We start from the raw sequence: 14,480 nt of genomic DNA, 5'->3' as shown, positions 1-14,480 counted from the left end.
GTCAGTTCAGCGCGAGCGCGGTGAGTTCCAGGTTGCCGTAGGTATCGACGCGCGCGTCGAAGCCGGGCAGCACGCAGGTGGTGCAATCGTCCTGGGCCACGATGGCGGGACCGCTGAAGGCCTGGCCGGCCAGCAGCTTCTCGCGCCGGTACAGCGGCACGTCGCGGTACTGGCCCTCCAGCCAGATGCGCAGGGTGGATTCGCGCGGCGGCACGCCGGCGCCCTGGGCGATATGGTTGAGCTCGGGCTTGGGCGTCCTGGACGTAATGACCAGCCGCATCGCCACGACCTGCACGCCCGCGCTGGCATCGCCGTGCCCGTACAGCCGTTCGTGCTCCTTGTGAAAGGCCTGGCTCAGGCTGTCGATGGCGCCCGCCTCCAGCCATGCCCGCTCGACCGGGGTATCGATCTCGAACGACTGGCCGCGATAACGCATGTCGGCGGAAATATCGATCTCGGCGTCCGCGTCGGTGCCGACCTCGGCCACCAGCCACGCGCGTGCCTGCGCCTCCAGCTCGCTGGCCGCCTGGGCCAGCGAGCCCACGGTGGCGGCATTGAGGTCGCAGTACGTGGTGCGCACGAAATCGTTCTTCACATCCGCGATCAGCCCGCCCAGCGCGCTCAGCACGCCCGGCGTGGTGGGCACCAGCAGTTTCTGCACCTTCAGGGCCTTGGCCAGGTAGCAGGCCAGCATCGGGCCGGCGCCGCCGAACGGCATCAGGCTGAACACGCGCGGATCGATGCCGAAGCGCGAAATCACCCGGCTCACGCCCGCGTACATGCTGGACACCGACACGTTGACGATGGCCTCGGCGGTCCGCAGCACGTCGGTGCCCAGTTTTTCGGCCAGCGGCTCGATCGACCGGCGCGCCGCCTCGACGTCGACCTGGACCGCGTTGTAGCCCAGTTGCTGCGAGCCGATCACGCCCATGACCGCGAACGCGTCGGTAATGGTGGGTTGGGTGCCGCCCTTGCCGTAGCACACCGGCCCGGGCGTGGAACCCGCGCTCTGGGGCCCCACCTTCAGCACGCCCAGTTCGTCCACCCAGGCGATCGACCCGCCGCCGTCGCCCACCGACGACACCGATACCGAGGGAATATGGATCTGGAAATCGCCGATGTACTCGCCCGTGGCGAACTGCGGCTTGCCGTCGACGATCAGGGCGATATCGGCAGTCGTGCCGCCGATATCCAGGCTCATGCAGTTCGGGATATGGCACAGATCGGCGATGTAGGCCGCGCCGATCACCCCCGAGGCGGTGCCCGACAGGATCATCTGTACGCAATTGGCCTTGCCATGCTCGGCGCTCATCACGCCGCCGTTGGACTTGGTGACCTTGAGGTCCACCGGCACCCCGCTCTCGCGCAGCGCGCCCTGCAGGCTTTCCAGGTAATGCGAGACGCGCGGCTACACATAGCCGCCGATGGTGGCGGTCAGCGTACGTTCGTATTCGCGGATGATCGGCCAGACCTCATGCGAGCAGGACACGAACATTCCCGGCAGCGCGCGCTGCAGGATCGCCTTGACCTGCCGTTCATGGGCCGGGTTGCGGTAGGCATGCAGCAGCGAGACGACCACGCCTTCGCAGCCGGCCTCGCGCAGCGCCTCGGCCGCCGCCAGCACGCTGGCCTCGTCCACCGGCGCGACCACGCTGCCATCGGCGCCCAGCCGTTCGTCCACGCCGAACACCCGGTCGCGCGAAATCAGCGGCGCCGGCCGCTTGGACATGAGGTGGTACATGTCGGGAATCTTCAGCCGGCCGATGTCCAGCACGTCCTCGAAGTTGCGCGTGGTGATCAGCGCCAGCTTCAAGCCGCGGCGCTGCACCACGGCGTTGACCCCCACCGTCGTGCCGTGCGTGAAGTACGACACCTGGGCCGGATCCAGGCCATGCCGCGCCTTCAGCTGCTCGATGCCAGCCAGGACCTCGCTGCCCGGCGCGTCCGGGCGGGAGAAGACTTTCAGGGTTTGAATTGTTCGCGTGGATTCATCCAGCACGGCAAAGTCCGCGAAGGACCCGCCGATGTCCACTCCGATCCGAAGGCTCATTGGGGCACGTTCCTTAAAGTCGGGAGGCCCGGTGGCGGCCTCCCTGATGTCGATGCGGCCATGTTATGGACTCGCACCCCATATGACTAATTGGATTATCATCATGGTCCATGCAAAATTGATATGACCCATGCTGAACTTTCGCCAGGTCGAGACTTTCCGGGCAGTCATGCTGACGCGCTCCATGACACAGGCGGCCAAGGACCTGCATACCACGCAGCCCAACGTCAGCCGGGCCATCGCCCAGCTGGAGGCGCACATCGGGTTGCGCCTGTTCGAGCGCGTGGCCGGCAAGCTGGTGCCCACGCGCGAAGGCGAGGTGTTCTTTCGCGACGTCGAGATGACGTTCGCGGGCCTGCGCAGCCTGGAAAGCTCCGCCGCCACCCTGCGCAGGCGCGGCACCGGCCACCTGCGCATCTCGGCCGTGCCCTCGCCCGCCCTGGTCACGGTACCCGAGGCCATGCAGCTGTTCGCCGAGCGCTTCCCCGACGTCACGGTGTCCATGCACGTGGCCGACTCGATCACGGTCTGCCAATGGACCGCCGCGGGCTATAGCGACATCGGCGTGGCCTCGGACATATTCAGCAGCCCCGGCATCGGCCACCACGTGGCCAGCGAAGCGCTGGGCGTATGCATCGTCCCGGCCGGCCACCGGCTGGCCGGGATGCCGCGCGCCCTCGCGCCGGCGGATCTGGCCGGCGAGCGCTTTCTATCTCTTTCGCCCAACGACGCCATGCGCAAGGAAATCGACAAGGTCTTCGCCGCCGCGGGCGACCGCCGCATCCTGTCCTGCGAATCGCACTTCGCCGCCGCCATCTGCCACATGGTCGGCCTGGGACTGGGCGTGAGCATCGCCAACCCGGACGTGGCCGACGGCTTTCGCTCGCTGGACATCGCCATCAAGCCGTTCGCGCCGGACATCCGCTTCTCGACGTACCTGGTGTATCCGTCCAGCAGCCCGCTGAGCCTGCTGGCCCAGACCTTCTGCGAATGCTATGAAATCAGCGCCGGCCGCAGGCGGGCGCGGCGCCAGGCGGGCTGAGCCCGCCGCGCCGAAGACGCGGCGCGAACGCAAAAAAGCCGACACCACGTTTGCGGTATCGGCTTTCGCTATGCGCCCCTTCGCTGTACGGCTTGTGGGCTGGCAACGCACATGGCGCCACCCGGGAAATTCGACCAACGGAAGTTGGTCGGGGCGAGAGGATTCGAACCTCCGACTCCTGCGTCCCGAACGCAGTACTCTACCAGGCTGAGCTACGCCCCGATTCTTGCTGTCTTGCTTTTTTCTTCCCCGGCGCCTGGATTTCGATCAACGATCTCTATTCACCGCGAAAGCGCAGAATTCTAGCAGAGATTTTTGATAAAGGGAAACCGGGAAGGCCGACAGCGCCTGTCGGGCAAGTTCGGCCTCGTTTTCGGCGGCCTGGCGCGCATGCGCCAGGGCGTCGGTGGCCTGGATGGCCTGGGCCACCGCGGCGAAGTCGGCCTGGCCGGTCTTGATAGCCTCGCGGATCAGCTCGCGCTGCTCGGGCGTGCCCGTCTCCATGACGCGGATCAGGGGCAGCGTGGGCTTGCCCTCGCGCAGGTCGTCGCCCACGTTCTTGCCCAAGGCGTGGGCATCGCCGCTGTAGTCCAGCACGTCGTCGACCAGCTGGAAGGCGGTGCCGACGCGGCGCCCATAGGCGGCCGCGGCGGTCTCCTGCTCGGGGCTGGCGCCAGCCAGCACCGCGCCGACCTGGGCTGCGGCCTCGAACAGCTTGGCGGTCTTGTAGCGCACCACCTGCAGGTAGCGCTCCTGCGACACATCGGGGTCGTGCACGTTGAGCAGCTGCAGCACCTCGCCTTCGGCGATCACCGTGGTGGCCTGCGACAGGATCTGCATGATGCGCATCGAGTCGGCCTCGACCATCATCTCGAACGAGCGCGAATACAGGTAATCGCCCACCAGCACGCTGGCGGCGTTGCCGAACACGGCGTTGGCCGTGTCGCGGCCACGGCGCAGGTCCGACTCGTCGACCACGTCGTCATGCAGCAGCGTGGCGGTGTGGATGAACTCGACGACCGCGGCCAGCAACTGGTGGTGCGTGCCCTGGTAGCCGAGCGCGCGCGCCACCATCAGCACCATGGCGGGCCGCATGCGCTTGCCGCCGGCGCCGATGATGTAGTCGCCGATGGTGCGGATCAGCACGACATCGGAATTCAGCCGGTCGCGGATGACCGCGTCGACAGCCTTCATGTCGTCGGCAATAGGGGCAATCAACTCAGGGAGATTCAAGGCGTATCCGACAGGTAAGGGAGCCGGCCGGCGGCTCGCACACTCATACCCGGCGCACGCAGCGCCGGCACACGTCGGCCGAATTATACGGTCTGCCCAGGACCCGCCGGACCGCTACAGGCCACGGCGGCGCAGATTGGCATAGAGCGCCCGCACGCCGAACGTCCAGGGCGCGATGGCGGTGGCCAGGCCGACGCGATTGACCAGCGCCCCCAGCCGCGGCGAGGCAATGCGTACCAGGTCGCCCGGGCGGTGCGTGAAACCGCGGCCGGCGGCGGCGCGGTCCTGGGTGGGCGAAAACATGGTGCCAAGGAAAAGCATAAACCCATCCGGATACTGATGATGGCCGCCGCAGGTCTGGCGCACCAGTTCGAGCGGGTCGCGGCTGATCTCGCGCATGTGGCTCGTGGCGTCCAGCACGAAACCGTCCTCCTGCCCCTCGATGCGCAGCCGCACGTCGGCGCGGCGCACATCGCCCAGTCCGTAGCCGGCGTCGAACAGGCGCACGAACGGCCCCATGGCACACGAGCCGTTGTTGTCCTTGGCCCGGTTCTGCAGCAGCGCGCTGCGCGCCTCGACATCGCGCAGGTTGACGTCGTTGCCCAGGGTCGCGCCCACCGCCTGGCCGCGCGCGTCCACCGCCAGCACGATCTCCGGCTCCGGGTTGTTCCACTCGGACTCCGGCAACAGCCCGATCCAGGACCCATATCCCACCGAGGCCATGGGCGGCGCCTTGGAAAACACCTCGGCATCGGGGCCGAGTCCCACTTCGAGATATGGCGACCACATTCCCCGCGCCCGCAGGACGGCCTTCAGGCGCGCCGCCTCGGGCGAACCCGGCCGCAACTGCGACAGGTCGGTGCCGATCAGCCCGGCGATGCGCTCGCGCACCGCCGCGGCGCGACCGGCGTCGCCGCCGGCCTGTTCCGCGCCTATCCGCTCGACCAGACTGGCCGCGAAGGTCGCGCCGGCGGCCTTGACCGGCTGCAGGTCGCACGGGGCCAGCATCGCCCCGGCGGCGCGGCCGGCCAGCCAATCGGCCGCCGGCCCCAGGCATTCGCCGGCGGCATTGCGCGCCAGCGCAACGCGGTCACCGCGATCGAGCAGGTCGGCCAGCGTCGGCGTCACCGCGGTCAGGTCGTACAGCCGCCCGCCCCGCACCGCCACCACGCATGGCCCGTCGACGGGCGCCGGCCGCCACACGCGGCCAACCAGCAAGGCGCGCTCCAGGTCTTCGGGCAAGTCGTCATGAGGTACCGCCATGGCCAGCAATCTCCAAGAGGACGCCGGGGCATCGCCGGGCCGTTGCAAACGGCAGGGCCGCCAGGAAGAATCGCGCGAGTCTAGGGCCGCACCCGGCGCCGCGCAAGACCGCGCCCGCGGCGATTGGACGCCGCGCCTGTGGCCCGCACGCCACAGCGCGCGGGCCGCCGCAGCCCTCTCCCGCCGCCCTAAGCCCTTAGCCCAGCACGGCTTTTTGACTTTTCCACAGGCGCGGACTAGAATCGTCGATTCGGTCTTTGGCCGAATTGCGCCTGGATTGCCCGCACCGCACGGTGCCTGGATGGGCATTACTGGGAAACACGCGGGTGCGCCGGCCAAGCCTTGCGCACCTTGCGAGAGCCAGTGTTGCACCGCAGGCCATGCAAATGCCTGCAATCCACATTTCAATTTAAGGATATATCCCATGTACGCGGTCATAAAAACCGGCGGCAAGCAGTATCGCGTTGCCACCGGCGAAAAACTCAAGGTAGAACAGATACCTGCTGACATTGGGCAAGAAATCACCCTGGACCAAGTGCTGTCCGTGGGCGAAGGCGACCAGCTGAAAGTTGGCACGCCGCTCGTCTCCGGCGCCGTGGTCAAGGCGACGGTTCTTGCACATGGCCGGCACGACAAGATCAAGATCTTCAAGATGCGCCGTCGCAAGCACTACCAGAAGCACCAAGGCCACCGTCAGAACTACACCGAGATCCGCATCGAAGCCATCACGGCTTGATACGGCCCGGTACCTAATTAGCAGGAGCTAAACATGGCACAGAAAAAGGGCGGCGGTTCTACCCGGAACGGCCGCGACTCGGAATCGAAACGACTGGGCGTCAAGGTGTATGGCGGCCAAAGCATCCTGGCTGGCTCGATCATCGTGCGCCAGCGTGGCACCCGCTTTCACCCCGGCGTGAACGTCGGCGTGGGCAAGGACCACACCCTGTTTGCCCTGGCCAACGGCAAGGTGCACTTCAGCGTCAAGGGCGCCCTGAACAAACCCACCGTCTCGGTGGTCGCCGCCGAGTAATCGGCTGCGCGTTCCCCGGAACGGCGAGCCCTGCCGCACGCGGCAGGGCTTTTTGTTTTCAGGCAGAATAGCCGGAACCGCACGGCCGCGCCGCCGCGGCGCAACATCCGCCCGCCTGGCGGGCAGACACCGAATAGCCACCAAAGATCATGAAATTCGTAGACGAAGCCACCATTGAAGTCATCGCCGGCAAGGGCGGCAATGGCGTGGCCAGCTTTCGGCGCGAAAAATTCATCCCCAAGGGCGGCCCGGACGGCGGCGACGGCGGGCGCGGCGGCAGCATCTATGCCGTGGCCGACCGCAATATCAACACCCTGATCGACTTCCGCTACGCCCGCCTGCATCGCGCCAAGAACGGCGAGAACGGCCGCGGCTCGGACCAATACGGGGCAGCGGCCCCCGACATCACCCTGCGCGTGCCGGTGGGCACCGTGGTGCACGACGCCGATACCGGCGAGGTGCTGTTCGACCTGGACCGGCACGACCAGAAGGTCACGCTGGCCGCGGGCGGCGCCGGCGGCATGGGCAACATCCATTTCAAGTCCAGCACCAATCGCGCGCCGCGCCAATGGACGCCCGGCAAGGAAGGCGAACAGCGCCGCCTGCGCATGGAGCTCAAGGTGCTGGCCGACGTCGGCCTGCTCGGGCTGCCCAATGCCGGCAAGTCGACGCTGATCAGCCGCATTTCGAACGCGCGGCCCAAGATCGCCGACTACCCCTTCACGACGCTGCACCCCAACCTGGGCGTGGTGCGCACCTCGCCCTCGCGCAGCTTCGTGGTGGCGGACATTCCCGGCCTGATCGAAGGCGCCTCCGAGGGCGCCGGCCTGGGCCACCTGTTCCTGCGCCACCTGGCGCGCACGCGCGTATTGCTGCACCTGGTCGATATCTCCAGCCCCGACCCGGAAGCCGATCCCATCGAGCAGGCGGTCGTCGATGCCAACGCCATCGTCGAAGAACTGCGCCGCTACGATCCCGAGCTGGCCGCCAAGCCCCGCTGGCTGGTGCTCAACAAGCTGGACATGGTGCCCGACGCCCAGGACGCCCAGCAGCGCTTCTGCGCCGAATTCGGCTGGACCGGCCCGGTCTTCGCGATCTCCGGCCTCAACGGCGAAGGCACCCAGGACCTGATCTGGGCCCTGCAGGACTACCTCGACGCCGAAAAGCGCAAGGACCAGGACGCCCAGGACCAGGCCGACGGCACCTATGTGTTCGAAGATCCGCGTTTCGACGCCAGCCGTGGCGGCGCCGCGCCCGCCACGCCGCCTGGCGGTGACGAATAACCCTTTCCCGCACTCCGTCACCCGCCGCGCATCGCGCGGCAGCCCTCGAAACGCCACACCGGTCATCGCCATGACTGCCCAAACCTCTGCCGTTTCTGTCATTTCCGCGGCCAATCGGCTGGTCGCCAAAGTGGGTTCCTCGCTGGTCACCAACGAAGGCCGGGGCCTCGATCGCGCCGCGGTAGACCACTGGGCAGCCCAGATCGCCGCCCTGCACCAACAGGGCAAGCAGGTCGTGCTGGTTTCCAGCGGCGCCATTGCCGAAGGCATGGCGCGGCTGGGCTGGCGCAAGCGCCCTTCGGCCATGCACGAATTGCAGGCCGCCGCCGCCGTGGGCCAGATGGGCCTGTGCCAGGCTTACGAAGCCGCCTTCGCCGAGTTCGGCCTGCGCACCGCGCAGATCCTGCTCACCCACGAAGACCTGGCCGACCGGCACCGCTACCTGAATGCGCGCTCGACCCTGTTCGCCCTGCTGCGCCTGGGCGTGGTGCCCATCGTCAACGAAAACGACACCGTCGTCACCGACGAAATCCGCTTCGGCGACAACGACACCCTGGGCGCCCTGGTCACCAACCTGATCGAAGCCGATGCGCTCATCATCCTGACCGACCAGCGCGGCCTGTACGAAGCCGACCCGCGCTGCGACCCGGCCGCGCGCTTCGTGGCGCATGCGCAAGCCGGCGATGCCGCCCTGGAAGCCATGGCCGGCGGCGCCGGCAGCGGCGTGGGCACCGGCGGCATGCTCACCAAGATCCTGGCGGCCAAGCGGGCCGCCCACAGCGGCGCCCATACCGTCATCGCATCAGGCCGCGAACGCAATGTGCTGACCCGCCTGGCGCAAGGCGAATGCATCGGCACGGAATTGCGCGCGGTCCTGCCGGTATGGTCGGCGCGCAAGCAATGGCTGGCCGACCACCTGCGCCTGCGCGGCCGCGTGGTGCTCGATGATGGCGCCGTGCATGCCCTGCTGCACGAGGGCAAGAGCCTGCTGCCCATCGGCGTGGCCGAAGTCCAGGGCGAGTTCGAGCGCGGCGACGTCGTGGCCTGCGTCGACATGCATGGACGCGAGTGCGCGCGCGGCCTGATCAATTATTCGTCGGCCGATACCCGGCGCATCCTGCGCCAGCCGTCGAGCCAGATCGCGCGCATCCTGGGCAGCATGACAGACCCGGAACTGATGCACCGCGACAACCTGGTCGTCACCTGAGCCGCTGGACTGTCCGGCAACACCAACCAACATGCCGGACAAGCCCCTCCGATTTGTCCTGTATTCCCGACCGCCCATGGCGTACCAGGTGTAGGCCAGTTCCGTGCGCGCCCGATGCCCCGGATTGTTTATCAGGCAGTACGAGCGGCGGCTTCGCGCAGCAAGTCAGCCCGCGTCGCTGTCGGCGATGAACAGGTACCCCCAGCGGCGCACCGACAGCAAGGGCAGATTGATGCCCATGCGCTGCGCCTTGGCGCGCAGACGCGAGACCATGACGTCGACGTTGCGCGACAGGCCCGCGGCCGCGTCATACGACGCGGCATGCGAAGAATTGGCCGTCCACGAAGGCAGCACCTCGGACGAGACAGGCGCGCCATCCTGAACGCCGCGCTGCCTGAAACCGCAGGCAAGCTGCTGGCGCGCCAGGCGATGGCCGGGAGCGGCCAGCAAGCGCGCCATGAACTCGCGCTCGGCGACGGTCAGGGGCAGGCGCACGCCGCCAGGCCCGGCCAGGACCCGGCCGGCATTGCTGAGGTACCAGGCGCTGGCCGCGGCGGCCGAGGCCGTGCCCCGGCACGCGAACGCATCCACCATCGCGGCCACCTCTTCGACCTGCATCTCGATCGGCCAGCACAGGTCGACGCCGGCGCGCATCATGGCGATACGCTCCGGCAGGCCGCCCTCGGACAGCAAGGCCACCACCACCGCGGCGGACACGCTGGTGCGGGTGGTGCGAACCAGGCCGGACAGCGTGCCGGCCACGCCGCACAGGGCCACCGCATCGGGCGGGTGCATGGCCAGCAGCCGCGCCAGCGCATGCTGGCCCTCGCACCAGTCGACGGTCCAGCCGGCCTGCCGCCAGCCAGCCTCGAGCTGGACGCGCGCTTCGATCATCACGCTGCTGAACGCCAACAATATGCGGCCGGCGCAGGAATCGTCAGGAATGGAATAGGTGGACATTTCAACACCAACATAATAAATTCAACCACCATAGTGCTTGATTCGCACGATTCAATCAGGCCGTGAAGACATTCTCAGACCGATTGAAACATGCGCGGGCACTGCGTTCGCTAACGCAACAGGATCTGGCGCGCGCCAGCGGCCTGTCGCAAAGCGCGGTAGCCAGCTACGAGAACGGCCAACGGCAATCCAGCCGTTCGGTTCGCAAGCTGGCGGCCGCCCTGCAGGTGAACCTGGACTGGCTGGAGACCGGCAAGGGCTCGATGGAAAGCCTGGCCGACTACAGCGCTTCGCCCGCTGGCGGCGCTTACTACCTGATGGAACCGGGCAGTGGCGAAGCGCCGCCGCGCGCGCTGCCGCCGTGGCCGTTCACGACCATTGCGCGTGCGCAGTACGAAGCACTGGCCGCCCGCGACAAACGCCTGCTTGAACAGATGCTGCGCAGCTTTGTCGAAGCCTGCCATGCCGAATACGCCGACGGCCGCGGCCGCGCGCGCAAGCACTGATGCAAATGCTGATGCCGGTGTGCGCCGCCCGCCTGCCTGGAACCGAAGCCCGAGCATATCAACACCAAGGTAATTTTCCAACTACCATCGTACTGGATTGGCAAGATTCAATCGGCTAGTGAAGAAATTTTCGGACCGATTGAAGCATGCTCGGCGACTGCGCCAGCTCTCGCAAGAAAACCTGGCGCACATCAGCGGTCTGTCGCAAAGCGCCGTGGCCAGCTACGAAAACGGCCTGCGCCAATCCAGCCGCTCGATCCGCAAGCTGGCGATCGCCCTGCAGGTAAACCTGGACTGGCTCGAAACCGGCGCGGGCCCGATGGAGCTCGAAGCCTACCCCAGCGGCCCGGCTGCCTGGCGCCCCGGCCTGATGGAGCCGGGCGGCGAACGTGCTGCCGCGCCGTGGCCGTTTCGCGCCGTCGCCCACGCCCGCTACCAGGCGCTCAGCGCCCGCGACAAGCTGCTGCTCGAACAGCTCGTGCGCACCTTCATCGACACCTGCCATGCCGACTACGGCCGCGCGCCGCCGTGGCCGCGCGAGCGCTGAACGCGGCCCGCGATATGGAATAATGCCCCTGCCGCGCCCCACCGGGCGCGCGCCTTTATTTCAGCGAGATACATGCCGCCCCCCTCCCGCAAGCCCGCGGCGCCGCGCCGCGTCCGTCGACCCGCCGCGGCCCCCGTCCCGCGGCTGGCGCCGGTGGCCGGACCGGGCCGGCTGATCGACGAAGGACTGTCGTTCTACGAAGCGTCCCTGGCCGGCAAGGCCGAACGCTACGGGCGCGGCGAAACGCCGCACACCATCCACGTATGGTGGGCGCGCCGCCCCCATTCGGCCATGCGCGCGCTGGTCTACGCCGCCTTGCGCGCGCCCGCCGACAAGCGCGCCGCGGCGCGCCTGTCCGAACTGGGCGCCACCCCCGTGCCGCAGCCCGGGCTGCTGGCCGAGGCCGCCGCGGAGCTGGCCGGCCAGTACGGCGGCGCGCCGCGCGTGCTGGATATGTTCGGCGGCGGCGGCACGATCGCCTTCGAGGCGGCGCTTCTGGGCTGCGACGCCCACTCCATCGACGTCAATGAACTCGCGGTATTCCTGCAGCAGGCCAACCTGACCTACGGCGCCACGCTGAACCATGGCCTGCTCAAGCAGCTGGCGCACCGGCACGGCCAGGCGGTGCTGCAACGGCTGGCCCGGCGCACCGAGACCCTGTATCCGTTGCGCGGCCGCCTGGCCAGCCAGGCGGAAAAACCCATCGTCTATCTCTGGACCTACCGCCACGCCTGTCCGCAATGCGGCTACGCCTATACGCTGTCGCGGCGGCCCTGGCTGTCGAAGAAGGCCGGCAAGGCGCTGGCCATGGTGGCCACGCCCGGCCCCGATGGCGACGGCGTCGACATGGTGTCGCTGCCGGATGGCGAGCCGCCCCCATCGCGCTGGGCCGGACGCGGCGCGACGGCCTGCCCGCGCTGCAGCGCCACCGCCACGCCCGGCATCGCCGACAGCGCCGACCATTGCGTGGCGGTGGTCACGTCGGCCGGCGTGGGCAAGCAATTCGCCCTGCGCGACGATGCCTTGCCCGCGGCCGGCCTGCTGCGCGAACAGGAAGAAACGCTGCTGCAGCGCACCGGCCTGGCCCTGCCCGCGACCACCCTGCCGGCCTGGTCGGGCATCGTCAACCCGGCGCTCTACGGCATGCGCGGCCACGCCGACCTGTTCAATCCGCGCCAACGCCTGGTCACGCTGATGCTGCTGGAGGAACTGCTGGCCGAGCATCGTACGCTGCAGGCCGCGCACGGCGCCGACGTCGCGCGCTTCGTCAGCGCCTCGCTCAGCGGCCTGATCGACCAGATGGTGGACTGGAACTGCCGGCTGTCGATGTGGATTCCGCAGAACGAGCAGGTCGGACGCGCCTTCTGCGGCCCGGGCGTGGCCATGCTGTGGGACTATGCCGAAGTCGATCCGGTCGGCACCGGGCCGGGCAACCTCCACGCCAAGCTGGAACGCATCTGCGCCGGCATCGACGCGCTGGCGCTGCTGCGCCGGCCGGTGCAGGTGCAGCGCGCCTCGGCCGCCGCGCTGCCCTATCCGGACGACAGCTTCGACGCCATCGTTACCGACCCGCCCTATTACGACAATATTTTCTACAGCGTTCTGGCAGATTTCTTCTATACATGGAAGAAACCGCTTATCGACGCCATCGAAAACCGCCCGACAACGCCGCCCCATGCGCCGACCGCCAATAGCGGCCATGACGAACTGGTGGCCTCGCGGCAGCGCGCCGGCGGCAGCGCGCGCGCGGCTCACGACGAATACTGCGCACGGCTGGGCCAGGCGCTGCGCGAAGCGGCCCGGGTGCTCAAGCCCGACGGCCTGCTGGCCTTCGTCTACAGCCATGCCTCGGTACTGGGCTGGGCCGCCCTGGTGACGGCGTTCCGCGCCGCGCCCTTCACGATCAACAGCGTGCAACCGTTGAGCATCGAGCGCAAGGCGCGGCCGCGCGCCCTGGCATCCGAGGCCGTCAACACCTGCACCACCTTCGTGGCGCGCCGCGCCCAGGCGCCCAGGCCGGTGCTGGCGCGCGCGGCGCTGCAGGCGCAATTCGACGCCATCCTGCGCGGCGGCCTGCACCGCAGCCTGTTGCGGGCCGGCTGGCACGAGCACGATGCCGGCGTGGCGCTGATCGCCCAGGGCGTCGCCCTGCTGGCGAACTGCGCCGCCGTGGAAGATGCCGACACCGCGGCGCTGATCGTCGACTTGGCCGGCCAGGTCAGCGCCCTGCTGCCCGGCTTCTCGATCAAGCAGCGCGCCTCGCTCTAGCGCCAGGCGCGCCTAGGCGCGCGCATCGTCCAGTTGCAGGGTCAGCTGGCGCTGCGCCCCGCGCATCAGGTCCACGCGGGCCTGGATCTTCTTGCTGACCAGCAGTTCCGCGATGGCCTGCTCGCGGCTGAGACCGCGTATGCGCTGCGCCTCGGCGTCCCAGTGGGCGATCTCGTCGTCGAACTGGCGCTGCAGCAGCTGGCGCCGCGCGGCATAGCTGTCGCGCAGCGCCTGCTCGGTCTGGCCCGCCAGGCGGGCCACCAGCTGGTTCAGCCCATGCCAGTACTGACGCGCCTCTTTCCAGGCCGCCGTATCCTGGCCTGCGCGCGTGCCTGCGTACTCCCACAGCGGACGATAATCGCAGCCGGGCTGGTGGTGCCGCACCAGGAATGCCAGTTGCTCGAACGACAGCAGCAGCACATTGTTGTCGATCGCCTGCGCGTACAGCTGGCTGCGGCTCAACGGATACTGGAACGACGGCGCCAGCAGCACCGAATAATCGGCGCTGTAGCCGGCGCCCTGGCGCCACTTCTTCAGCGACGGCACCTTGTAGTCCTTGGGATTGAGGGCCGTGCGGCTCAGGCGGAAGATCTTGCCATCGCCCACGATGCGCTGGTCGCCGCATTCCGCATAGACGTCCGCGGCATCGCTGCGCTCGGCCAGCACCCGGGCCTGGAAACCGAGCTCGCCCAGCGCGCACGCCAGCAGCACATCGCTGTACTTGGCCAGTAGTTTCTCTTCCGACGAATCGTGGCCGATGCATTCGGAAATCACGCCGCCGTGCTGCAGGTGCTCGATGATCTGGTCGCGCGTGCAGGCGCGGATGGCCGCTTCCAGGCGGGCGCAACGCGCGGGAAAGTCGAGGGTGGCGTCGGCGCACAGCCGCACCACGGCCGCCACGACGCCATCGTGCAGCAAGGGATGGGGCAAGGGATCAGAGGTGGTAAGCATAGGGGGGCACTGTACAACACGCTCGCCGACGCCATGGCGGGCGACGGGCACGGCCGCCCCACGGCTTGCCCGTCCATGAAAAAGGCAGCCCCGCAAGGCTGCCCCGGTTGCGCCGGCCGACCGCGAACGGCCGGCCCGGG

Annotated in this window: 12 protein-coding genes, 1 tRNA gene and 1 pseudogene; 8 read left to right on the top strand and 6 right to left on the bottom strand. The window is 68.3% G+C overall.

From position 1 onward, the window contains the following. Position 1: 1 nt before the first annotated feature. Positions 2–2,050: pseudogene (locus LK409_RS21980) on the bottom strand (hydantoinase/oxoprolinase family protein). A 130-nt stretch (positions 2,051–2,180) separates the two neighbouring features. Between LK409_RS21980 and LK409_RS21975 the strand changes: the two are divergent. Then, on the top strand, positions 2,181–3,092 hold the full coding sequence (locus LK409_RS21975) for a LysR substrate-binding domain-containing protein (protein ID WP_041937082.1): 912 nt from the start codon (positions 2,181–2,183) through the stop codon (positions 3,090–3,092). A 145-nt stretch (positions 3,093–3,237) separates the two neighbouring features. Here LK409_RS21975 and LK409_RS21970 read toward each other — a convergent pair. The 3 genes from LK409_RS21970 to LK409_RS21960 all read right to left on the bottom strand — a co-directional run bounded on the left by LK409_RS21970 (position 3,238) and on the right by LK409_RS21960 (position 5,588). Further along, a tRNA-Pro gene (locus tag LK409_RS21970) sits at positions 3,238–3,314 on the bottom strand. Positions 3,315–3,359: 45 nt separating this feature from the next. Next, positions 3,360–4,325, bottom strand: a complete 966-nt coding sequence (gene ispB / locus LK409_RS21965) for an octaprenyl diphosphate synthase (protein WP_010927400.1) — start codon at positions 4,323–4,325, stop codon at positions 3,360–3,362. 114 nt (positions 4,326–4,439) lie between these two features. Next, positions 4,440–5,588, bottom strand: a complete 1,149-nt coding sequence (locus LK409_RS21960; RefSeq protein WP_033458478.1) for a fumarylacetoacetate hydrolase family protein — start codon at positions 5,586–5,588, stop codon at positions 4,440–4,442. Positions 5,589–6,012: 424 nt separating this feature from the next. Here LK409_RS21960 and rplU point away from each other — a divergent pair, with 424 nt between their 5' ends. The 4 genes from rplU (at position 6,013) to proB (ending at position 9,108) form a co-directional block, all read left to right on the top strand. Beyond that, positions 6,013–6,324: a 50S ribosomal protein L21 gene (rplU, locus tag LK409_RS21955; RefSeq protein WP_003807462.1), complete on the top strand. Its 312-nt coding sequence runs from the start codon at positions 6,013–6,015 to the stop codon at positions 6,322–6,324. A 33-nt stretch (positions 6,325–6,357) separates the two neighbouring features. Continuing rightward, positions 6,358–6,618, top strand: coding sequence for a 50S ribosomal protein L27 (gene rpmA, locus LK409_RS21950; protein WP_003807460.1), 261 nt, complete (start codon positions 6,358–6,360; stop codon positions 6,616–6,618). A gap of 149 nt (positions 6,619–6,767) precedes the next feature. Beyond that, positions 6,768–7,901 carry a GTPase ObgE gene (gene obgE, locus LK409_RS21945; RefSeq protein WP_003807459.1) on the top strand — a complete coding sequence of 378 codons (1,134 nt, stop codon included), beginning with the start codon at positions 6,768–6,770 and terminating at the stop codon, positions 7,899–7,901. A 70-nt stretch (positions 7,902–7,971) separates the two neighbouring features. Continuing rightward, a complete protein-coding gene (proB, locus tag LK409_RS21940; protein ID WP_010927398.1) occupies positions 7,972–9,108 on the top strand; it encodes a glutamate 5-kinase in 1,137 nt (378 codons plus the stop codon). A gap of 165 nt (positions 9,109–9,273) precedes the next feature. Here the strand turns inward: proB and LK409_RS21935 are convergent, their stop codons facing one another. After that, positions 9,274–10,068 carry a response regulator transcription factor gene (locus tag LK409_RS21935; protein WP_010927397.1) on the bottom strand — a complete coding sequence of 265 codons (795 nt, stop codon included), beginning with the start codon at positions 10,066–10,068 and terminating at the stop codon, positions 9,274–9,276. Between the two features lie 62 nt (positions 10,069–10,130). On the opposite strand from LK409_RS21935, the gene LK409_RS21930 reads away from it, so the two are divergent. The 3 genes from LK409_RS21930 to LK409_RS21920 all read left to right on the top strand — a co-directional run bounded on the left by LK409_RS21930 (position 10,131) and on the right by LK409_RS21920 (position 13,389). Beyond that, on the top strand, positions 10,131–10,574 hold the full coding sequence (locus LK409_RS21930) for a helix-turn-helix domain-containing protein (protein ID WP_003807452.1): 444 nt from the start codon (positions 10,131–10,133) through the stop codon (positions 10,572–10,574). A 118-nt stretch (positions 10,575–10,692) separates the two neighbouring features. Continuing rightward, entirely contained in the window at positions 10,693–11,121 is a 429-nt protein-coding gene (locus LK409_RS21925; RefSeq protein WP_165326853.1) for a helix-turn-helix domain-containing protein, read from the top strand. Between the two features lie 72 nt (positions 11,122–11,193). After that, positions 11,194–13,389, top strand: coding sequence for a DUF1156 domain-containing protein (locus LK409_RS21920; RefSeq protein ID WP_010927395.1), 2,196 nt, complete (start codon positions 11,194–11,196; stop codon positions 13,387–13,389). Positions 13,390–13,401: 12 nt separating this feature from the next. On the opposite strand, the gene LK409_RS21915 is transcribed toward LK409_RS21920, so the two are convergent. Beyond that, positions 13,402–14,391 (bottom strand): HindIII family type II restriction endonuclease, encoded by a 990-nt coding sequence (locus tag LK409_RS21915; protein ID WP_033451513.1) that lies wholly within the window; start codon positions 14,389–14,391, stop codon positions 13,402–13,404. Between the last annotated feature and the right edge of the window lie 89 nt (positions 14,392–14,480).

Origin of the sequence: Bordetella parapertussis (assembly GCF_020735925.1) — a bacterium.
GTDB lineage: Bacteria > Pseudomonadota > Gammaproteobacteria > Burkholderiales > Burkholderiaceae_B > Bordetella > Bordetella pertussis.
This window is presented reverse-complemented; position numbering and strand designations above follow the sequence as displayed.

Coding starts and splice junctions, on each gene's coding strand:
- LK409_RS21920 (WP_010927395.1), top strand. CDS start 11,194: ATGCCGCCCCCCTCCCGCAAGCCCGCGGCGCCGCGCCGCGTCCGTCGA.
- LK409_RS21960 (WP_033458478.1), bottom strand. CDS start 5,588: ATGGCGGTACCTCATGACGACTTGCCCGAAGACCTGGAGCGCGCCTTG.
- proB (WP_010927398.1), top strand. CDS start 7,972: ATGACTGCCCAAACCTCTGCCGTTTCTGTCATTTCCGCGGCCAATCGG.
- obgE (WP_003807459.1), top strand. CDS start 6,768: ATGAAATTCGTAGACGAAGCCACCATTGAAGTCATCGCCGGCAAGGGC.
- LK409_RS21935 (WP_010927397.1), bottom strand. CDS start 10,068: ATGTCCACCTATTCCATTCCTGACGATTCCTGCGCCGGCCGCATATTG.
- rpmA (WP_003807460.1), top strand. CDS start 6,358: ATGGCACAGAAAAAGGGCGGCGGTTCTACCCGGAACGGCCGCGACTCG.
- LK409_RS21975 (WP_041937082.1), top strand. CDS start 2,181: ATGCTGAACTTTCGCCAGGTCGAGACTTTCCGGGCAGTCATGCTGACG.
- rplU (WP_003807462.1), top strand. CDS start 6,013: ATGTACGCGGTCATAAAAACCGGCGGCAAGCAGTATCGCGTTGCCACC.